The 20,208-nt window shown below is 45.6% G+C and carries 18 protein-coding genes, 1 pseudogene and 1 other annotated feature; of the genes and pseudogenes, 3 read left to right on the top strand and 16 right to left on the bottom strand.

Features of this window, described 5'->3' with window-relative positions:
- Positions 1-18: 18 nt before the first annotated feature.
- Complete coding sequence (locus tag BV455_RS13400) at positions 19-480, bottom strand: pilus assembly FimT family protein (protein ID WP_218687275.1); 462 nt, start codon at positions 478-480, stop codon at positions 19-21.
- 97 nt (positions 481-577) lie between these two features.
- Positions 578-1,831, bottom strand: a pseudogene (locus BV455_RS13395) (ATPase, T2SS/T4P/T4SS family); the annotation flags it as partial.
- A gap of 2 nt (positions 1,832-1,833) precedes the next feature.
- Between BV455_RS13395 and BV455_RS13390 the strand changes: the two are divergent.
- Complete coding sequence (locus BV455_RS13390) at positions 1,834-2,319, top strand: Tfp pilus assembly protein (protein ID WP_338117438.1); 486 nt, start codon at positions 1,834-1,836, stop codon at positions 2,317-2,319.
- A gap of 74 nt (positions 2,320-2,393) precedes the next feature.
- A complete protein-coding gene (locus BV455_RS13385; RefSeq protein ID WP_218687274.1) occupies positions 2,394-3,998 on the top strand; it encodes a hypothetical protein in 1,605 nt (534 codons plus the stop codon).
- Positions 3,999-4,124: 126 nt separating this feature from the next.
- On the opposite strand, the gene BV455_RS13380 is transcribed toward BV455_RS13385, so the two are convergent.
- The 6 genes from BV455_RS13380 to BV455_RS13360 all read right to left on the bottom strand — a co-directional run bounded on the left by BV455_RS13380 (position 4,125) and on the right by BV455_RS13360 (position 10,868).
- Positions 4,125-4,358: a hypothetical protein gene (locus BV455_RS13380; RefSeq protein WP_042406492.1), complete on the bottom strand. Its 234-nt coding sequence runs from the start codon at positions 4,356-4,358 to the stop codon at positions 4,125-4,127.
- Complete coding sequence (locus BV455_RS13375) at positions 4,355-5,266, bottom strand: Ig-like domain-containing protein (RefSeq protein ID WP_218687273.1); 912 nt, start codon at positions 5,264-5,266, stop codon at positions 4,355-4,357. Before BV455_RS13375 ends, BV455_RS13380 begins: the two co-directional genes overlap by 4 nt.
- 44 nt (positions 5,267-5,310) lie before the next feature.
- Positions 5,311-6,213, bottom strand: a complete 903-nt coding sequence (locus BV455_RS20415) for a vWA domain-containing protein (protein ID WP_245005279.1) — start codon at positions 6,211-6,213, stop codon at positions 5,311-5,313.
- Between the two features lie 175 nt (positions 6,214-6,388).
- The gene (locus BV455_RS20410; protein ID WP_052510005.1) at positions 6,389-6,766 is read right to left on the bottom strand and encodes a hypothetical protein; all 378 of its coding nucleotides are present in this window, start codon (positions 6,764-6,766) and stop codon (positions 6,389-6,391) included.
- A 73-nt stretch (positions 6,767-6,839) separates the two neighbouring features.
- The gene (locus tag BV455_RS13365; protein WP_218687272.1) at positions 6,840-8,135 is read right to left on the bottom strand and encodes a bifunctional folylpolyglutamate synthase/dihydrofolate synthase; all 1,296 of its coding nucleotides are present in this window, start codon (positions 8,133-8,135) and stop codon (positions 6,840-6,842) included.
- Positions 8,136-8,225: 90 nt separating this feature from the next.
- Positions 8,226-10,868 carry a valine--tRNA ligase gene (locus BV455_RS13360; protein WP_218687271.1) on the bottom strand — a complete coding sequence of 881 codons (2,643 nt, stop codon included), beginning with the start codon at positions 10,866-10,868 and terminating at the stop codon, positions 8,226-8,228.
- Between the two features lie 45 nt (positions 10,869-10,913).
- Positions 10,914-11,152: a binding site (T-box leader), on the bottom strand.
- Positions 11,153-11,307: 155 nt separating this feature from the next.
- On the opposite strand from BV455_RS13360, the gene BV455_RS13355 reads away from it, so the two are divergent.
- Positions 11,308-11,496, top strand: a complete 189-nt coding sequence (locus tag BV455_RS13355) for a hypothetical protein (RefSeq protein WP_017435495.1) — start codon at positions 11,308-11,310, stop codon at positions 11,494-11,496.
- Here BV455_RS13355 and ysxE read toward each other — a convergent pair.
- The 8 genes from ysxE to hemA all read right to left on the bottom strand — a co-directional run bounded on the left by ysxE (position 11,462) and on the right by hemA (position 20,053).
- Positions 11,462-12,472 carry a spore coat protein YsxE gene (ysxE, locus tag BV455_RS13350; protein ID WP_026078491.1) on the bottom strand — a complete coding sequence of 337 codons (1,011 nt, stop codon included), beginning with the start codon at positions 12,470-12,472 and terminating at the stop codon, positions 11,462-11,464. The two genes, BV455_RS13355 and ysxE, sit on opposite strands and share 35 nt — an antisense overlap.
- A gap of 70 nt (positions 12,473-12,542) precedes the next feature.
- Positions 12,543-13,724: a stage VI sporulation protein D gene (gene spoVID, locus BV455_RS13345; RefSeq protein WP_017435493.1), complete on the bottom strand. Its 1,182-nt coding sequence runs from the start codon at positions 13,722-13,724 to the stop codon at positions 12,543-12,545.
- 124 nt (positions 13,725-13,848) lie between these two features.
- Positions 13,849-15,144 carry a glutamate-1-semialdehyde 2,1-aminomutase gene (hemL, locus tag BV455_RS13340; RefSeq protein ID WP_017435492.1) on the bottom strand — a complete coding sequence of 432 codons (1,296 nt, stop codon included), beginning with the start codon at positions 15,142-15,144 and terminating at the stop codon, positions 13,849-13,851.
- A gap of 16 nt (positions 15,145-15,160) precedes the next feature.
- Entirely contained in the window at positions 15,161-16,138 is a 978-nt protein-coding gene (hemB, locus tag BV455_RS13335) for a porphobilinogen synthase (RefSeq protein WP_042406500.1), read from the bottom strand.
- Positions 16,119-16,922 carry a uroporphyrinogen-III synthase gene (locus tag BV455_RS13330; protein WP_218687270.1) on the bottom strand — a complete coding sequence of 268 codons (804 nt, stop codon included), beginning with the start codon at positions 16,920-16,922 and terminating at the stop codon, positions 16,119-16,121. The genes hemB and BV455_RS13330 overlap by 20 nt, the downstream gene beginning before the upstream one ends.
- Entirely contained in the window at positions 16,922-17,854 is a 933-nt protein-coding gene (hemC, locus tag BV455_RS13325; protein WP_017435489.1) for a hydroxymethylbilane synthase, read from the bottom strand. The genes BV455_RS13330 and hemC overlap by 1 nt, the downstream gene beginning before the upstream one ends.
- Positions 17,855-17,868: 14 nt before the next feature.
- Positions 17,869-18,699 carry a cytochrome c biogenesis protein gene (gene ccsA / locus BV455_RS13320; RefSeq protein WP_017435488.1) on the bottom strand — a complete coding sequence of 277 codons (831 nt, stop codon included), beginning with the start codon at positions 18,697-18,699 and terminating at the stop codon, positions 17,869-17,871.
- A 16-nt stretch (positions 18,700-18,715) separates the two neighbouring features.
- Positions 18,716-20,053, bottom strand: a complete 1,338-nt coding sequence (hemA, locus tag BV455_RS13315) for a glutamyl-tRNA reductase (protein WP_017435487.1) — start codon at positions 20,051-20,053, stop codon at positions 18,716-18,718.
- Between the last annotated feature and the right edge of the window lie 155 nt (positions 20,054-20,208).

Genomic DNA, 20,208 nt, shown 5'->3' with positions numbered 1-20,208 from the left:
AAATCAAGCCATTATATATTATGATGGATTATCACGTACTTCAGAACGTTTTAAGTCATCTTCAGCGATAGGTCCCCCTGACTTAGTCTGAACTCCTCGTTCTGCATTAATGAGTTTTACACTGTATGATAATTTGTTGTTCTCATTAGCTATCCTCACATATGAATTATTTTCATCATAACCATTCTGAGTTTTACCCGGATCTTTCACCGTTTCTAAATATCCATCATCCTCTAGCTGTTTTAATGTAATTTTTTTAGTGCTTTTATCTGCCGGAATCAAATCTTTATCCGACGTTGCCACGATTTTCGCTGCGTTAATCATTTGCTGCACGTTTGCTACATACACGTCTTTTTTCGAGTTGTCAATCATTCCCCCAATCGCCGGAATCGCAATCGCCGCGATAATACCTAAAATGACGATGACGGCGAGCAATTCGATTAATGTAAGCCCTCGTTCATTTTTCACCAATCGTTTCATCGTAACAATACCCCTCTCCCTATTTTTGTGTTTACCACACTTTTTTCCTAATAATTTTACATTATTTGTGAATATATGAGAATATATTCCTTACAACTTATTGCTGGATATGGTTAAAAACATCGCACATCGGCACGATAATCGAGGTGACAATCGTCCCGACGAGTCCTGCCAGCAGCACGATCATGAGCGGCTCGATGAGCGATTTGAGCCGGTCGGTGCCGGCGTCGACTTCCGCTTCGTAAAAGTCGGCGACTTTGGCCAGCATTGCGTCCAGCGATCCCGTTTCTTCACCAATCGCAATCATTTGCGTCACCAGCGGCGGAGACGCCCAATGCCGCCTCATCGGCTCCGCCAGCGACTGGCCGCTCTCAAGCGCGTCGCGCGCCTGCTTCATCACTTTTGCAATCACTTCGTTTTCGACAACATTGAGCGTTGTTAGTCCTTGCTTGACTTTTAATAATCCATCATCGATTAAAAAAATCATGTGATTTTTTATGGCAAGCTCGCGCAGTTTCGAAAACGGCTCTTTATTTAAAATAACACGGCGCATTTCTTCGGTCATGACAAGCAGCTCATGAACCGCCATCCGTCCGCGATAGCCCGTCATATTGCACGTAGGGCAGCCGCGCCCGCGAATGAGCTTCTCAATTTTCATGCCGCGGCGGGCAAAAATTTCGATCTCCCGCTTCGTTGGTTCCCGTTCTTCCCGGCAATCGCGGCAGACGCGGCGGACGAGCCGCTGGGAAACGACTCCCGCTAATGACGTCGCCACTAAAAACGGCTCAATTTCCATATCGACTAGGCGCGTGATCGTGCTTAACGCGTCATTCGTATGAAGGGTACTTAACACCAAATGGCCGGTCAGGGACGCGCGAATCGCTACTTCCGCCGTTTCGCGGTCGCGGATCTCCCCGACCATAATAATGTTCGGGTCTTGGCGCAAAATCGAACGCAGCCCCTGGGCAAACGTCAAACCGACGTTAGGGTTGACTTGGATTTGATTAACTCCTTCTATCTCATATTCGACAGGATCTTCAATCGTAATAATATTGACTTCTTCGCTGTTTAAATGATTAAGCGCCGCATAGAGCGTCGATGATTTTCCCGATCCGGTCGGTCCGGTAATCAAGACGATTCCGGTCGGCCGCTCAATCAAGTCAATAAACCGCTGCAAGTTTAATTGATTAAAGCCAAGTTTATGAATATCATTCAACGCCGCTCCCAGATCGAGCACACGCATCACAATTTTTTCGCCGTAGATAGTCGGCAATGTAGAAACACGCAAATCGACCAGATGAAAATCGATGTCCATCTTAATCCGGCCGTCTTGCGGAATGCGATGCTCCGTAGTTGGCGGCGATGACGATCTCCTCTCTTATACTTGCTTCCATCTATGGAGTGTTCCTCAGCGGGCTTAACGCATACAAGCGCATTAACATCGAAAATCAACTGCGCAGCGAAGCCGATTATCTCGTGGCGGCTATTATGAATAAACTGTATCAATTTTCTCCCGACGGCCTCGACATGGAGGAAACTACGGACCAGCAGCTGCAGTTTGTAACCGATCGCCAAAAAGTGATCAATCCGTCCGTCGGCATTGTCGAAGAGCAAAAAACGAATGGTGAAACGCTCACCGTTTCTTTGCAGCAGGATGCCGTACTGCTCAACGGGGAGCAGCTTCATTCCGCTCTTTTAAAAATCGTTTCTAGCCAGTCCGAACTTTCTTATCGCTGTGCGAAACAAGAAGACAATATTTGCCGAAGCGGCGTCGTTACGATCAAACTTTCTGTTCAAGACCGCGATCATGACGATTTCTGTTCAAGACCGCGATCATGACGATCCGGACGGCCTGTTATATATAAAGCCGTTTACATTAAAGAACGAATTCGGATTTTAAAGGAAGTGAGGCTATGAATGAAAAAGGATATAGTTTAGTCGTCATCCTTCTGATCATTACCATCTTTTTTTTGCTCGGTTTAACAATTTTATCTGTTTCTATTTATCAGGCGAGATTTACGGAAGTGCGCGTGCAAGACATTGAATCGCTTCATGAAGCGACAAAAGCTATCGAGGAAACGATTGCGGAAATGAAAGTAGAGATAGATGATTTGGAGTTGTCTACGCCAGAAAAATTAGATATGCAGTTAAATACATTAATTCCTACCTTGCGACAGCGCTATGGTGTGGACATTAAAGATGTGACAGGTGATTATAATATCTATCACACAAAATTATTTACTCGCGTTTATCTGATTTCGAAACCCCACGGCAGCAAAACGGTGGAAAGACGGGGGATTTTGACAAATGCGCCAAGCTTTTTGAAATACGTGATTGGATCGAAAGAAGGCGTTGTTTTAAACGGCGGGGCGTATATAGACGGAAATACGTACGCCGGGAAGAACGCATATATCACCAACGTCGCCAACTACATTGACAACTCGCAAAAATATATAGAACAAACATCTTTTCCAACGGCAAGCAAAACAAGTGTGTTGTTTGTCAACGGAAATAGTTACTCGTGCGACCATCAAAACGGAGCAAACCACTGCTATACGTTTGCCAGTAACACATTCGAGCGCGGGATGGCCAATTTTTCTCCGGGCGTCCGCTTTCAGTCGCAATCTCCTTCCGTTCAAAAAGAAAAAGAAGAATTTATTGATGTGGATTTTGCATGGACAGTAAAAGATAAGCTGTTAAAAGCGGCGGGAATAGAAACATTTAGCCAAGAATATGAGACTTATATTGATAAAAGCATAGACCAACTTTTCAGTGAGCTGCAAGACCAAGACCGCTTTGCTGTTTTTGACAATATTTCGTCATTACGCGCAAATATCGATTCAACTCATCAATCTATTATTCTGCAATCAGAAGATTCTCCGTTATTTTTCCTTGATCGCGGGGAGCTTGATTTGCAAGACAAATGGCTGATTGTCAACGGCGATCTTTTTTTAGGGAACAGCGTCAACATCCCAACAAAGGTGCGGGGAAATATGATTGTGCTCGGCAATTTGACAATCAGCGGCGATATAAAGTTTGATTCTACGATTTACGTCCTTGGGCGCACGTTGATTTACAACGCCAATATTGCCGGCTGGAATAATAAAGAAGTTGTCCTTATTTCTAAAGGGCCGTTAGAAATCGCACGCATTAACGAATTTGAAAACGATTTTTCGTTTGCCGAGCCGAACTTAAAAGGATACTTTTATACCGACAGCAACGCCGTTCTCTACGCGGTCGGATCTTATATCAATATTCAAGGAGGATTGTTTGCGCGCGGCAACGAGCTTGAACGCGCGCCCGATTCGGACGTTTCCGGGCTTGTCATCAACGCTTATCGCGGCGCGGCGGAAAAACAAGGCGGACTCCTTTCCTTCATTCCTCCTTCATCGCCGGATCAAACAGAAGAATCCCGCTTTGTCATCCGCCATGATAAATCAGTATTTATCAACCGCGGTGAAGGATTGCCGTTTGTGAAAAAGCTGTCTCTTGCTGTTGACAAGTTAGTGGTAAAATAAAACGACGCAGGAATGTTCTTTGAGTAAAAAAGAAAGGGAGCCTAAAAGCGAATGTTCAGGCTCCCTTTTTGTTTTACCATCTATTCTTTCCGCTTTCTCCATCGTTGGACGATGCCTCTCGGACAATCACCGTGATCGAATCTTTGATTTCTTTACCATCCTCCGTTTTCGCTTTGGCAATCGCGGTAATCGTCGAATATCCGACATCTTTGGCAACGATATACCATTTGCCCTGCGCTGAAGGCGCGCTTCGACATATTCCGGAGCGGACGATTGTACAGAATCAAGGCGTTTATCTGTCGCATCACTTGGAATAAAGGTTAATTGCGATTCGATGTCAAGCTCTTCGCCTACCGTCATAATAAAACTTCCTGTTGGAAATGGATCTCTTTGAGCGGCACGAACGGGTCAATGACCGTAATGGTAGCCTTTGCCGCCGCATTGCTGCCGTCTGTTGCTTCCACCGTAATCTCTACCGTTCCCGGCTGAACCGCTGTGACTGTTCCATTTACCACCGTCGCGACGTCCGGATTGCTCGAAATCCATTGCAGCGTTTTATTCGTCGCATCGCTTGGCGCGATCGTAACCGGAATTGTCTGCGTTTCGCCGATTTCTATCGTCTGTTTATAGCTTCCTAATGTTAATTGGCAAATGAGCTTAATATACGTAAGCGATACAGTCGTAATGCCGTCCCCTTTCGTTAAACCGCCTTCCGCCTTCACGTATATTGTCGATGTTCCATCCGAAGTGATCGGAATTTCGTACGGCGAAGAAAGCGGCGTCCAATCGCTGCTTTGCTTTGAATTTTCGATTTTATATTCGTACGTAACGCCTTCCCCCACGACAAAACCGGTGATTTTTACGATCGGCGGTTCTGTGACGGTCGCGCCGCTTGCGACAGATTGGCCGCTTTCCGTCATGATTGACACGCGCGATTTTACATATAGCGTTACCGTCTCATCGTTATTGTACGTGACGAGAAGAACGGAATCGTCGTCTTCCTTAAATTGCAGCGCCTTTACTGGAAGCATCAACAATCCGTCATCGTTTGGATGTTTCGTCATCCCAAGCAAATTGGTCGCTGAATCAAACGCTTGCCATTTTGTAATAAGGCCGCGGCTGTCCCCTTCATAATACATATCAAATGATTCATGCAAGCGGACTTTCATTGCGATCCGCTGCGAAGGAGGAGTTAAAGATGCCATCCACGCGCCGTATTTGCTGTCTTGGAACGAAACGACAGCCGGCGGCAATTGCACTTCTTCCATCGCCCACGCTTGAAGCGTTAATTCGGCGGTAATCTCTTTATTATTTAGCTCCTTATAGTCGATGACCGTATTTGGAAACGCAATCTCGGCGTATAGGCGTTTTCTTTCTTTTCATCAAGCCAAACTTGATCCGTCTCGACGATTTGCACGTTTCCGTCAAACGACGCTAGTGGAATTTTCACTGTTCCGTTTAACACCGGATCGGTCGCCAGCTTCGAAAACTGCTGGAAAATTTCCGTTAAATTTTGCGATATCCCTTGCTTTGCCTGTCCGCCTGTCATCGCAGATAACTTTTCTAAATAGCCCATGTCGACTTCTTGATGATTACCGAAGCCGATGGAATAGAGTACGATATTGTTCATGCCGAGATTCCTAGCAACATTGATTGCGTCCGTACGAATTTTCTCCTCTGTATCTTGATAATTTACATATCTTGATTGTTTAATTCCATGTTGCGAATAAGCTGTTCGCACGGCAGTTCGTCCGTCAGCTAGTAGTACATACTCAACATCTGCCATTTCTGTCCATGTAATTCCCAAAAAATCAAACGTGACTTTTTCTTTAGTTCTTAACACCGTCGGCATTCCATCAGTTAAAAAAATGATATATTTTTTTCGCGATGGATCATTAAAAAATGATTGCGTTGTTTGCAACGCCGCCGAATAGTTCGTTCCTCCGCCGGCATTAAAGCTGTTCGCCGTTCTGGCAATAAGATCTAATTGGTCTTTGACATCTTGTTTTGCAGAAAAAGGAACTACTTTATTAGCTACTACTGTATCGGAAAACGGAATCAGAGCAAAACGATCGTTCGGATTGGAGTTCGCTTTAAAATAATCAACAGCGGATTGAAACGCACATTTAGCGCTTTGCAGCTTCATCAGAGTCATTGATCCCGATACGTCAAACACAAACACAACATCAATCGGAGAGCGAACGATGTTGTCCACTCTTCCTTTTGGGGGTTAACGTTACATCCAATCTTCCTTGCGCATCCCCGTTCGGCGGCTTTGCATATTCATTTTGCGGGGATGTAAAGGCAAAGTCTAAATCTGTGCTGCTTTGGGAATTTCTTTTCACGTATTCATAAGGGAGAGATGGGAAAGAAAAATATTCCCCGTTCTCTCAATAGGCATCAACGACAATTTTGTATGTCACCGTTTCTCCTTGCGCCGCCGGCCATTTGCCGATCATATCGAGCGAAAACATATATTTTTTCTCGCCGTTTCGGTCGGCCGGCGCTTCGACCGCGTCTACGCGATAGCTTCTTACCGTTGTGTCTTCCTGTCCCTTTACGTTAATGCGGACAACAAAATGGCTGATCGTGTTTCCCTTTCCGTTCCCTTCCCCCGGGGATGTAGCCCATCCTTCAATTTTTTCATCCGTTACTAAAGTAATATTCCCTTCTTTTTTACTATCTGCCCGCACAAATTGTGCATCAATATGTAAAAAGCCTAATATAATCACAAAAATTCCGATGAATGATATTCGTTTTCGCCACAATGCCGCACCTCCCCTCCCCCTTCTAAAGTACTATTTTTCTTTTATTATACCAATGGCTTTCATGACAATGTTATTACTTTTTTAAAAACTTTCTCACTTCCGCAATAAAGTAAAGCGATCCGGTAATCAAGAAAAGAGCGTCGCTTCGTTTTTGTTTTTTCGTTTCTTTCATCCAGCCTTTCCAGCCGTCCGTCGTCGCTTTGTTCGGATGGTCGCACAGCTCAGCAAGCTGTTCGGCGGATGCAGCGCGCGGAAAATCGAACGAAGTAAACGTAATCGTTTCGGCGATTTCGGCAAGCGGCGGAATCATTTTATCAAGCGGTTTATCCGCCAACGCCGCAAATAACACGTGAATATCTTTATCGGGATAGTGCGAACGTACCGTATCAACAAGACTATGAATTCCTTCCTCATTATGGGCGCCGTCAATAATAATAAGCGGCTTATTGCTTACACGTTCGAATCGTCCGATCCATTTCGCCTTTTCCAGTCCTTCATAAATATGTTCTTTTTCAATCAAAAACGAATAGCACATCCGCAAATACTCCGCTGCCATCACCGCCAGCGCCGCATTTTGCACTTGATGTGCTCCGAACATCGTAATTTTTAAATCCGGATATTGCGAAAACGGCGTTTCCAGCGAAAAACGCTCTCCATCAGTGATCGGCACGTGCCGAACAATAAAAAAGTCCTCCCCGAGCCGATACGTTTTTGCTTTCAGCGATGCCGCTTTTTCCGAAATCACCGTCCAGGCTTCCGGCTGCTCGGCGCCGGTAATCAACGGTACACCTGATTTAATAATGCCTGCTTTTTCAAACGCGATTTTATCTAATGTTTCTCCCAAGATATTCATATGGTCATAGCCGATGTTGGTGATAATGGAGAGAATCGGATAAATGATGTTTGTTGAATCAAGACGGCCGCCAAGTCCTGCTTCTATAAGCACAACGTCTTGAATGTTCTTTTTCCCGAAATAATAAAGCATCATCGCAGTAATCACTTCAAATTCCGTCGGCGCGCCAAGTTCCGTTTGCTCCAGTTCCTCGGCAAGCGGCTTGATCACTTGGACGAGTTTGACAATTTCTTTATCGCCAATCGGCTTGCCGTTGACGCTGATGCGTTCGTTAAATTGCTCGACATACGGCGAAGTAAACGTGCCGACAGAATAGCCTGCCGCTTGTAAAATATGGCGCAAATAGCTCACCGTTGACCCTTTGCCGTTTGTTCCCGCGATATGAATCGCCCTGATGCGGCGTTCTGGATGTCCGAGCTTTTCCATAAACCATTCCATTCGTTTTAATCCCGGTTTTATTCCTAAACGCAAACGTCCATGAATCCACTCTAGCGCTTCCTCATAGGTGCGAACCATTGGCATGTTCCTCCTTGTATGATGATAAGAAAAAGACGAATCCAAAATCATGGACTCGTCTTCATGATAAAAGAAGCAGCATTCCCTTGTCTATTTTTTTAATTCCGCCAGACGGGCGCGAACCGCTTCGCGTTTTTCTAAATAGTCTTTTTCTTTTCTCCGCTCTTCTTCAACGACATGTGCCGGAGCTTTGGAAAGAAACCCTTCGTTGCTTAGTTTCTTTTGCACACGCTCGACTTCTTTATTAAGCTTTTCCAGTTCTTTTTCGAGCCGCTTGATTTCTTCTTCGATATTGATAAGCCCCTCAAGCGGCAAAATCAATTCCGCACCGGTAACGACCGCGGTCATCGCCTTTTCTGCCGCTGGAATGTCGGTTGCAATCACAAGCTCGCTTGGATTGCAGAACCGTTCTAAATACGCGCGGTTTCTCTCCAGCGTTGCCTGCACTTGTTCATCTTTTGCTTTAATGTGCAATTTAACCGGTTTGCTTAACGGTGTATTCACTTCAGCGCGAATGTTGCGGACCGCGCGGATAATATCAACAAGAAGACGCATTTCTTCCGCTGCTTTACGATTCGAAAGCTCAGGGCGCACTTCCGGCCATTTCGCAACTGTAATCGACTTCCCTTCATGTGGAAGGTGCTGCCAAATTTCCTCGGTAATGAACGGCATGAACGGATGAAGCAGACGCATCGTATTGTCCAATACATAGGCCAATACGGAGCGAGTCGTCTTCTTCGCTTCCTCATCGTCGCTGTAAAGCGGCAGTTTCGCCATTTCAATATACCAGTCGCACAAATCGTCCCAAATAAAGTTGTACAGCACGCGGCCGACTTCACCAAACTCGTATTTTTCAGCGAGTTTTGTCACTGTTTCGATCGTTTCGTTCAAACGAGTTAAAATCCAATGATCGGCAACGGTTTTTTCTCCGCTTAAATCAAGCTGATCGTACGTCATTCCGCCCATGTTCATCAGCGCGAAGCGAGACGCATTCCAAATTTTATTGGCAAAATTCCATGTGGCTTCAACTTTCTCGGTACTAAAGCGCAAATCTTGTCCCGGCGAGCTTCCTGTTGCCAAGAAAAAGCGGAGCGAGTCGGCGCCGTACTGGTCGATGACATCCATCGGATCCACGCCGTTGCCAAGCGATTTGCTCATTTTTCTTCCTTGCGAGTCGCGGACAAGTCCATGGATGAGTACATCTTTGAACGGCCGCTTGCCCGTAAATTCAAGACCTTGGAAAATCATGCGCGATACCCAGAAGAAAATGATGTCATATCCGGTGACAAGCACATCGGTTGGATAATAGCGTTTGTAATCCGGCGTCTCTGTATCCGGCCAGCCCATCGTTGAAAAAGGCCATAGGGCCGAGCTGAACCACGTGTCTAATACATCTGGGTCCTGCTCCCAATTTTCAATATCGGCCGGCGGTTCATGATCGACATAAATTTCTCCTGTTTCTTTATGATACCAAGCCGGAATGCGATGCCCCCACCATAATTGTCGAGAAATGCACCAGTCGCGAATATTTTCGAGCCAATGCAAATACGTTTTCTCAAATCGCTCCGGAACAAAATGTACTTTTCCTTCTGTTTTTTGCAGCTCAATCGCTGCTTCGGCAAGCGGCTTCATTTTTACAAACCATTGCGTCGACAAATACGGTTCCACCACAGCGCCGCTCCGTTCGCTATGGCCAACGGAATGCACATGCTCTTCGATTTTAAATAGCACGCCTTGTTCTTGCAAATCTTTCACGATTTGCTTGCGGCATTCAAAGCGGTCCAATCCTTGATATTGCAGGGCATTTTCATTCATCGTGCCGTCTTCGTTCATAACAAGGATGCGCGGCAAATTATGGCGGTTGCCGATTTCAAAGTCGTTCGGGTCATGCGCCGGCGTAATTTTCACCGCGCCCGAGCCGAATTCCATATCGACATATTCATCGGCGATAATCGGAATTTCCCGGCCGACAATCGGCAAAATCACCGTTTTGCCGATGAGATGTTGATAGCGCTCATCATCCGGATGAACGGCTACAGCGGTATCGCCGAGCATCGTTTCCGGACGGGTCGTTGCCACTTCGATGTATCCCGATCCATCGGCAAGCGGATAGCGCATATGATAAAGCGCGCCTTTTACTTCTTTATAAATAACTTCAATATCCGATAACGCCGTTTTTGTTACCGGATCCCAGTTAATAATGTATTCACCGCGATAAATAAGTCCTTTTCGATAAAGCGATACGAACACTTCGCGCACCGCTTTCGATAATCCTTCGTCTAATGTAAAGCGCTCGCGCGTATAATCGAGGCCAAGCCCCAATTTCGCCCATTGCTGGCGGATATGGTTCGCATATTCTTCTTTCCATTTCCACGTTTCTTCGAGAAACTTTTCCCGGCCTAAATCATAGCGGGACAGTCCTTGCTTGCGCAGTTTTTCCTCTACTTTTGCCTGTGTGGCGATGCCGGCGTGGTCCATTCCCGGAAGCCACAGCACATCATAGCCTTGCATCCGTTTCATGCGCGTAATAATGTCTTGCAGCGTCGTGTCCCATGCATGTCCTAAATGCAGCTTCCCTGTTACGTTTGGCGGCGGGATCACAATCGTAAACGGCTTTTTATCAGGATCACCTGTCGCTTCAAAAAATTTCCCGTCAAGCCACCATTGATATCGATTGGCTTCCACCGCTTTATGGTCGTATTTCGTAGACATCGTAATCTCTTTTTGCTCCATTGTGTTTTCCCTCCTTCTTAATAAATAAAAAACTCCTTTCATCCGAAAAAGGACGAAAGGAGACTCTTTCGCGGTACCACCTTTTTTCTTAAGCAAATCAAACTTGCTTAAGCGCTTCATTGCGATAACGGTCTGCGACCGGCTTCCTCTACTAGGCAAACACCGTTCAAAGAAGCAGCTCCAGGGCGACCTTCCAACGATAACTGTCCTAGGAAATCTCGCAGCTAATGATTTCCCTCTCTGAAGGCGTTATTCGTTGTACTCTTCCCTGTCTTCGCTTTTGGCTATTTTTCTGTTTATTATACTACCGAAAAACTTATTTCATCGTCAATCATCTTTGCCAAGTTTTTATTTATTTATTCCATCCATTCGTTTTTGGTGACAAAAAGATCGTCCAATCATATTTTATATAGTAACGAAAAGAAGGAGGGACGGATCGATGAAACGATTTAATCCATATTCATGGCCGCCATGGCTTCGCCAAGTGCGCGCCATCTGTGCGCAAGTCATCATTCCAATTACCATTTTTCAAGCCGTGCGTACCATTTTGTTACCGACGACGTTTGATGTCATCTTATTGGCCATTTTTGTGCTTATTGCGGTGGCTCTTCATCTGGAATGGATTTAGTGTTTTCTGTCTCGTTCTGCTGAACAAGACGCATGACGATGTATTCCATATTTTTCATCGCAAAATAATGACGCTGCAATTCAGCGACATATTCACGTTCGTTTTTTTCGGGCTTCCGTTTTGTTTCATATTCATCAATGCAGCGATAAAAAAAATGCGGCTGGGCAAGATGGCTGTAAAGAAAGGAGCGCTCCTCTTCCGTGAGCGGCAATATTTCTTCATACTCTTTTACTCCTTCTGCCCATTCATTACTGACTGGCGGGAATGTACGCATATGATGGCGAAGCGCCATGACGATATCGAAAAGCGGCGAATTCCAGCTGGCCCGTTCCCAGCTAAAAAAATAGCGCTGTTCTTTTCCCGTTTCAAGATAATGAGAAAGCCGTGCTTTTCCGTGAATCCAGGCGATTCTCCATTTTTTTGTTTCCTTTATCTTTTCATACCATTTCTCTAGCTCCGTCTCCGCAAACCAATAGGCTTGCATGATTTCATAAAAATAGGCGCAGCATTGCAACTGAAATGGCGACATATACCATGTATTTTCGCATTTTTCTATATAAGCTTGCAAAAAGGAACGCTGCTGTTTCCATTCCTTCTTTTTCTGCTCATAATAGGCGCTGATCTCTTCTTCGCGAACATCGATCTGCTTGAGCGACGTTTGGTGCAAATAAGCGAGAGTGCGGAAAAAAGAGCGAATTTGTTCGTGTTTTTCTTTTCTTTTCTCTATCGCAATCCACGGCATTAAATAATAATGCCGGCCATGCGAGACAAACGGCAAACCTTGCCTGGATAAATAAAGGGGAATCATTTGTTTTCCATACAGCATGTATGATTGCTGGACGGCCGCCATTTCCCTGGCGTTTGTTATTTCTTTTAAAGCAAATAGTCCGGCGTTCGCGTAGACTTTTTTTACTTTCCCGTAATCATCGACGCGAAACGGCTTTAACCCGTATTGCTGCAAAATGGGAGCGTACATGCGGATGTGTTCTTCGTTCAAAAAAACGACCTCCCTCCATAAAAAGAAGTGAGGAATCATATTTCCCTCACTATAAAGGGCGGCTCCCCACCAGCGCCGGGATATATAACAGTTGCCCTTCATGAATGTCTTCCGGGCTTTCCAATTGATTGACACGCAGCAGTTGCTGGACGGTTAAGTCGTACCGTTCGGCGATCTTGTCCAACGAATCTCCTTGCTGAACGATGCAAATTTTTACTCTCGTAAATTCCTCCGCTTGATTTTTGGCAAATAGTTTTGTTAAATATAACGCATTTTCGCTTTTTACTTTTGTTTTTTCGTTTTCATCTTCTACTTCTTCCGTTTTGTTTTCATCATTTTCTTTGATGGCGCCGATCGACACTTTTGCCTCCTGCTGCGGTACAGCCGTTTCTTCTTCCATTTCGTTTTCTCCTACCACTTTATTTTCTTCTTTTTCTTCTACTACTTTATTTTCTTCTTCTGTCTGCACCGGTTCGTTTTCCATAAACGGCACCGCTGTTTCTTTCTTTTCCGCCGTTTGTTCCGCCGGATTTAACGGCACCACATTTTCTTCTTTGATTTTCTTTTCTTCCTTGAGTTTCTTTTCTTCTTTGAATTTCTTTTCTTTTCGATCAGCTGCTGCTTCCTCTTGCTCCTCATTCTGCTCTGCCAGCATGCCATCCGCAACAAAAACCGGCTCTTCTTCCGGCTGCTCGTTCCGCTGTTCATCTTCATATGCCTCTTTGCGCGCCACTACCTCAAACGGTTCAAACAACGGTTCGTCATCTTCTTCCGCAGCTGCCAAAGATTCCTGATGAAGCGGCGCTTCGCTAATGCCGCTGATTGAAATATCCGCCGTCACTACCAATCTCCCATCTTCACTTAAATCATAGTCAAACGATTCGACTGTCACGTATACATCCTCTAAATGATGAATGCGGTTTTTTGGAATCGTAATATCGATGGGAAAACGGTGCGACAATTCGCTGATGCCGTCTTCACGCGTGGAAATGCGCTGAATAAATCGATGGCTGACAAAATCAAATGAATCTGTATCTATATCGCTCTCTTCCCCTTCCGCCATGCGAAATTCCCCGCTTAATTGCAAAGCCCCGCGAATCGTAATATATTGCTCGTATTCATCGACGGAGACGACCGGATCAAGCGAAATAGAAAGAAATTCGGCGACTTCCTGTCCTTTTTTAAACCAGACCGATTCCTCGAGGGAAAAACGCAAATACGATTGCTCCAACCGTGTTTCCTCCTTCCGTCCCTTTGCGAAATTTTTCTATGACATTATCCATTGTATGAAGGAAAAAGAAGCAGTATGAATAAAAAAATCGGGTTGTCCCACCAAAAGTGGACAACCCGTTCGTTTATTTCCCTTCGCGAATTTTCGCAAATGCGCGTTCTGCCGCAGCGATTGTTTTTTCAATATCTTCCTCTGTATGTTCCGTGGACAAAAACAATCCTTCAAATTGCGACGGCGGCAGGAAGATTCCTTGTTCCGCCATTTCGCGATAATAGATCGCAAACATATCTAAATCGGATGTTTTCGCTTTTTCGTAGTTTATCACTTTTTCGTTTGTAAAGAAGAAACCAATCATCGAACCAGCGCGGTTAATTGTATGCGGGATTTCGTATTTTTCTGCCGCTTTGCGCAATCCTTCTTCCAATCGATCCGCTTTTTTGCGGAATTCATCGTATGTTTCCGGCGTCAGCTGAATCAATGTTTCATATCCAGCCGTCATGGCGAGCGGATTTCCCGATAAGGTGCCGGCTTGATAAACCGGACCGCTCGGCGCGACTTTTTCCATAATTTCCGCTTTTCCGCCGTACGCTCCGACCGGAAGTCCACCGCCGATGACTTTTCCAAGACACGTCAAATCCGGTTCAATGCCGAAATATCCTTGCGCGCAATGATAATCCACGCGGAAGCCGGTCATGACTTCGTCGAAAATAAGCAGCGCCCCATATTGTTTCGTAATGTCTCTTAATCCCTGCAAAAAGCCCGGAACCGGCGGAACCACACCCATGTTTCCGGCAACCGGCTCGACGATGACCGCAGCGATATCTTCGCCAAATCGTTCAAATGCGTAGCGGACGCTTTCTAAATCGTTGTAAGGAACAGTGATCGTATTTTGCGCCACCGCTTCTGGAACGCCAGGGCTATCCGGCAATCCAAGTGTCGCTACTCCTGAACCAGCTTTTATCAGCAGCGAGTCACCGTGACCATGATAGCTTCCTTCAAATTTAACAATTTTATTACGCCCTGTGTAGCCACGTGCCAGACGAATCGCACTCATCGTTGCTTCCGTTCCGGAGTTCACCATCCGCACAATTTCGACGGACGGTACCCGCTCAATCACTAATTTCGCTAACTCGTTTTCAATTAATGTCGGTGCACCAAAGCTCGTGCCGTTTTCCGTCACTTTTTTTAACGCTTCGACAACACGAGGATTCGCATGGCCTAAAATAAGCGGACCCCAAGATAACACATAATCGATATATTCATTGCCATCGATATCGTAAATTTTCGAACCTTTGCCGCGCGCCATAAAGATCGGTGTCATGCGGACGGATTTAAATGCGCGGACAGGACTGTTGACACCACCCGGCAGCAGCCGGACCGCTTCTTCATACGCCGCTTTTGAACGTTCATAGCTTCGCATCTATTGGTTCTCCTTTCTACTCATTTAACCAGCGAGCCACATCTTTAGCAAAATACGTGATAATTAAATCCGCGCCGGCCCGCTTCATGCCAGTAAGCATTTCCATCACAATTTCTTTTTCGTTAATCCAGCCGTTTTGCGCCGCTGCTTTTACCATCGAATATTCGCCGCTGACATTATAGGCGACAAGCGGAAGATGGAAATGGTTTTTCATGTCACGGATAATATCCAAATAAGCAAGCGATGGTTTTACCATTAAAAAGTCGGCGCCTTCGCGTACGTCCGATTCCGCTTCCCTGAACGCTTCAAGACGGTTTGCCGGATCCATTTGATATGTTTTCCGGTCGCCGAATTGCGGCGTGCTATCTGCAGCATCACGGAACGGACCATAGAACGCGGATGCATATTTAATCGCATAAGACATAATCGGTACATGCGTAAATCCTGCTTCATCGAGTCCTTGGCGAATCGCGGCAACGAAACCGTCCATCATGTTCGAAGGCGCGATAATATCAGCGCCTGCCTGCGCCTGGCTGACCGCGGTTTTCACCAGCAATTCAAGCGATGGATCGTTTAATACTTGCTCGTTTTCGATCACGCCGCAATGTCCATGGCTCGTATATTCACATAAACATGTATCAGCAATGACAATGATATCTGGATAATTTGCTTTGATTTGGCGGATCGCCTGCTGGACGATCCCATGCTCACAATATGCTTGCGAACCGACTTCATCTTTTTCTGCTGGCACGCCGAAAACGATTACCGATTTAATGCCTAGTTGGACGACTTCGTCCATTTCTTCATTTAAGCGGTCAAGCGAAAATTGGTATATTCCGGGCATGGACGGTACTTCCCGTTTTACCCCTTTTTCTTCGACGACAAAAATCGGATAAATAAGGTCGTCTACATGCAGATGCGTTTCTCTTACCATCGCCCGTAAATTCGCTGTTTGCCGCAAACGGCGATGGCGATCAAATCGTAATGTCGCCATTTATTTTTCCCTCCATCGTTCGTTTTGCAAAATATTGTTCCATCTCTTTTATCATATCATCAATCGTATACTGATCCGGACAAATATGCACAGAAAGCCCCGCTTTTTCCGCTGTTTCCTTCGTAACAGGGCCGATGCAGGCGATCACGCAACCGCTAAGTAACGAAGCGATGTCTTCTCCTTCCATCATCCGCATAAAGCTTTGTACGGTAGAAGAACTTGTAAACGTGATCACATCCAGTTTTCTTTCCCGCAACAGATATAGCAATTGTTCTTTTCCTGATTCGTTCATTGATGTTTCGTATGCGATAAGGTCCGTTACGTCTGCTCCCATGTTGATCAGCGCATCTCGCAATACCGGCCTTGCTAAATTTCCTTTCACTAGAAGGATGCGGTCGCGCGGCTTAACAAGCGGTTTTAGCGCCTCGATAACCCCTTCGGCGACAAATTCATCAGGGACCACCGCTGGAGAAACACCATACGCTTTTAACGCCGCCGCCGTTTTTTTGCCGACTACCGCTACTTTTGGAAGCGGCGTTTCCTTTTTTACAAATGGGAAGAAAAACTTTACCCCGTTGGCGCTCGTAAAAATAAGCCAGTCATAATTGGCCAGATGACGGACGCACTCGGCAATCGTTTCCGGTTTAGAGAAAGGGGAAATAGAGATAAGCGGAATTTCAATCGGCGTTGCTCCCGCTTGGCGCAACTTTTCCGAGAACGTTTTCGCCTGCTCTTTTCCTCTTGTCACAAGCACCGTTTTCCCCATCAACGGACCGCTTGCCATTACCGATTCATCTCCTCTTTCACCCGCTCGATTAACGCTTTCGCCCCTTGTTCGCTTAATAGGGCTGCCGCTTGGATTCCAACTTCCTCCGGATTCGTTCCGCTTACCATCTCTTTATATATTTCTTTTCCATCCGGCGATGCGACAAGTGCGGTCAACACGATGTCGTTGCGCTCATCAATATACGCATAGCCGGCGATCGGCACTTGACAGCCGCCTTCCATCTGCTGTAAAAAGGCACGTTCCGCCCGTACCGCCCGCTCGGTATTGACATCGTTTAATTTTTGCAACCACTCGCGCAGCTCGTCATCATTTTCGCGGCATTCCACCGCCAGCGCCCCTTGCCCAACGGCAGGAAGACATACATCGGTTGATAAATATTCGGTAATGACATCGCTTGCCCAGCCCATGCGCACCAATCCGGCCGCCGCCAAAATAATCGCGTCATACGCTTCGCTTTCCAACTTTGCCAGCCTTGTATCAATGTTGCCGCGAATCCATTTAATGTTGACATCCGGCCGCTTAGCGAGTATTTGCGCAGACCGCCGCAAACTGCTTGTCCCGATGATTGCCCCGCTTGGCAGATCGGCAAACGTTTTTTTCTGTTTGCTGATGAGCACATCGCGATGATCTTCTCTTAGCGGCACGCAGCCGATCACCAAGCCTTTCGGCAGCAAAGCCGGCATATCTTTCATACTATGTACAGCCATATCAATCTCGCTATCTAACATAGCTTGTTCAATCTCTTTCACAAACAGCCCTTTGCCACCGACTTTAGAGAGCGTCACATTGACAATTTTATCTCCTCTCGTGACAATTTCTTTTACTTCAAATTCAAACGGCGCTCCTAATCGTTTCAGCTGCTCAATCACCAAGTTGGTTTGCGTCAGGGCGAGTTTGCTGCGCCGCGATCCGACGATGATTTTCCGCATTTTGCACTCCTCCGTTATGAATCCCAAAAATGAAATCTCGATAAACTGCCGAATAAGAAAAAGTTTACCAATAAAAATAAAAACGAACCGATATTCCAAAGCGCAATCGCCTTTCCTTGCACTTGCTGGACAGCGCGCTTGTAAAAGTAAACGCTGTACACCGCCAGCACCAGAAAGGAGCCTAACACTTTGGCATCATACCAATGAAAATTTTCGACTTTGATATAGGCCCAGATGACTCCAAGAATTAATCCTAATAACAACATAGGCAATCCAAGCAAATTTAAAACATACGACATAAAATCTAATTTCGTTAAATCCGCCATCCGCCACAACCGTTTGCCCCATTTTTTCCGCTTTAATAAGCTATATTGCAGCATGTATAAGATCGAAAAGATAAATGAAAGCGAAAACGCCGCATACGCGAACAGCGTTATAGCAATATGGATAATAAGCAGCTCAGAAATGAGCCGCTCGGCAACAGCCGGCGACTGATGGTTTGGCGCAAACGTATGAATAGCCAAAATCAAAAAAGCAAGCACATTCGTGAAAAAAACGATAAAATCCACGCGCATGAACCGGTTAATGACCAAAGACAGCGTAATAAGCAGCCAGGCGTAAAAGTAAAGGCCTTCCGACATCGTTAAAACTGGAAAGCGCCCTGTCTGTATGATGCGAAACAAAAAAAAGAACGTTTGAAACAGCCAAACAATAGAAAGTAACCAGAAGGCGAGTTGATTCGCCTTCCGGTTATGTTGGAGAAAATCAATGAAGTATAAAAGTATGGACAGTACATACAGAATAATAGACAGCTCGTAAAACCGGGTCATGGTCATCTCTAACATATGCCAAAATCCTCTCTTATGACTGCAGAGACGGCATAGCGGCGCGTTGACCATCTGCTTTTCCTTGTTTTTGTTTTTGCTCCTCAACGGCATCCTCAATATTGAAAATTTTCATAAACAATTGCAACGCTTCTTCCGCATTTGGCTCTGCCGCCAGTTCTTTTGCCCGTAAAATCGGATCGCGCAGCAATTGGTTAATGATGCTTTTCGTATGCTTATTTAATACTTTACGATCCCGTTCCGATAAGTGCGGCAACTTCCGCTCGATGCTTTTCATCGTCTCGGCTTGAATCGCCAATGCTTTTTCGCGAAGTGCAGCAATCACCGGCACGACGCCAAGCGTCTGCAGCCATTGCTGGAAGGCGACAAGTTCCGTACCGATCATATTCCCGATTTGTCTGGCCGCTTTTTCGCGCTCTGCCAAATTCGCTTGCACAATTCCTTCTAAATCATCAATATCATATAAAAAGATGCTTTCCAATTCAGCAAGCGCTGGATCTAAATCGCGCGGGACGGCAATATCGACCATAAACAGCGGGCGGCCTTTTCTCATCTTGTCTAACGGAGCCATCATTTCTTTCGTAATGATATAGCCTTTTGCTCCTGTCGAGCTGATGACAATGTCGGCTTCAAGCAACGCACAAGACAGTTCGGAAAGCGATTTGGCCGTCCCGGAAAACTTTTTCGCCAGCTGCTCCGCTTTTTCGAGCGTGCGGTTGACAACGGTTACCTTTTTCACACCGTTGCCATATAAATTTTGTGCCGCCAACTCTCCCATTTTGCCGGCGCCGATAATTAAAACATGTTTGGAAGATAAATCGCCAAAAATCTTTTTGGCAAGCTCGACCGCCGCATAGCTTACCGACACCGCGTGCGCGCCGATTTCTGTTTCCGAATGGGCGCGTTTGGCAAATGTCACCGCCTGTTTGAATAAATGATTAAAAATCGTGCCGGTCGTTCCTGCCTCCTGAGCAAGAAGGTAGCTTGTTTTCACTTGTCCTAAAATTTGCGTTTCCCCTAAAATCATTGAATCGAGACCGGAAGCAACACGGAATAAATGCTCCACCGCTGCTTCATTTTCAAGCACATTTAAATACGGTGCAAGCGTGTCGAGGTCGATATGAAACCAGTCCGCTAAAAAAGCTTTTATATAATAACGGCCAGTATGCAACTGGTCGACAACGGCATAAATTTCCGTACGATTGCATGTAGACACGATTACATTTTCTAAAATGCTTTTTTGCTGCTGCAACTGCTTCATCGCATCAGCCAATTCCGGTTCGCTAAACGTCAGTTTTTCACGGATTTCAACAGGGGCCGTTTTATAGTTTACGCCAACGACAACTACATGCACGTTCTTTATACCCCCTTATTTTGTCAAATACGTAAAATATCTTTTACAATTATAACACATGTGTCTTTCTTCTTTGTGAAAAAAGTGTGAACATGGTAGAACGCATATGATAAACTTGATACTGTAATTATTGTATCATAAAAAAAGTTTGACAA

It is taken from the genome of Parageobacillus caldoxylosilyticus, assembly GCF_019272935.1.
Classification (GTDB): Bacteria; Bacillota; Bacilli; order Bacillales; family Anoxybacillaceae; genus Saccharococcus; species Saccharococcus caldoxylosilyticus.
The sequence above is the reverse complement of the archived record's forward strand: the minus strand, read 5'-3'. Positions and strand labels throughout refer to the sequence as shown.

Bases quoted from the DNA above. Each gene is read 5' to 3' on its own strand.
- BV455_RS13330 (WP_218687270.1), bottom strand. From the start codon at position 16,922: ATGGCAAGCGGTCCGTTGATGGGGAAAACGGTGCTTGTGACAAGAGGA.
- BV455_RS13380 (WP_042406492.1), bottom strand. From the start codon at position 4,358: ATGACGGTAGGCGAAGAGCTTGACATCGAATCGCAATTAACCTTTATT.
- hemC (WP_017435489.1), bottom strand. From the start codon at position 17,854: ATGCGGAAAATCATCGTCGGATCGCGGCGCAGCAAACTCGCCCTGACG.
- BV455_RS13355 (WP_017435495.1), top strand. From the start codon at position 11,308: ATGAAACGATTTAATCCATATTCATGGCCGCCATGGCTTCGCCAAGTG.
- ysxE (WP_026078491.1), bottom strand. From the start codon at position 12,472: ATGTACGCTCCCATTTTGCAGCAATACGGGTTAAAGCCGTTTCGCGTC.
- BV455_RS13385 (WP_218687274.1), top strand. From the start codon at position 2,394: ATGAATGAAAAAGGATATAGTTTAGTCGTCATCCTTCTGATCATTACC.
- hemL (WP_017435492.1), bottom strand. From the start codon at position 15,144: ATGCGAAGCTATGAACGTTCAAAAGCGGCGTATGAAGAAGCGGTCCGG.
- BV455_RS13375 (WP_218687273.1), bottom strand. From the start codon at position 5,266: ATGGAAGAAGTGCAATTGCCGCCGGCTGTCGTTTCGTTCCAAGACAGC.
- BV455_RS13360 (WP_218687271.1), bottom strand. From the start codon at position 10,868: ATGGAGCAAAAAGAGATTACGATGTCTACGAAATACGACCATAAAGCG.
- hemB (WP_042406500.1), bottom strand. From the start codon at position 16,138: ATGGCGACATTACGATTTGATCGCCATCGCCGTTTGCGGCAAACAGCG.
- BV455_RS13400 (WP_218687275.1), bottom strand. From the start codon at position 480: ATGAAACGATTGGTGAAAAATGAACGAGGGCTTACATTAATCGAATTG.
- BV455_RS13365 (WP_218687272.1), bottom strand. From the start codon at position 8,135: ATGGTTCGCACCTATGAGGAAGCGCTAGAGTGGATTCATGGACGTTTG.
- ccsA (WP_017435488.1), bottom strand. From the start codon at position 18,699: ATGTTAGAGATGACCATGACCCGGTTTTACGAGCTGTCTATTATTCTG.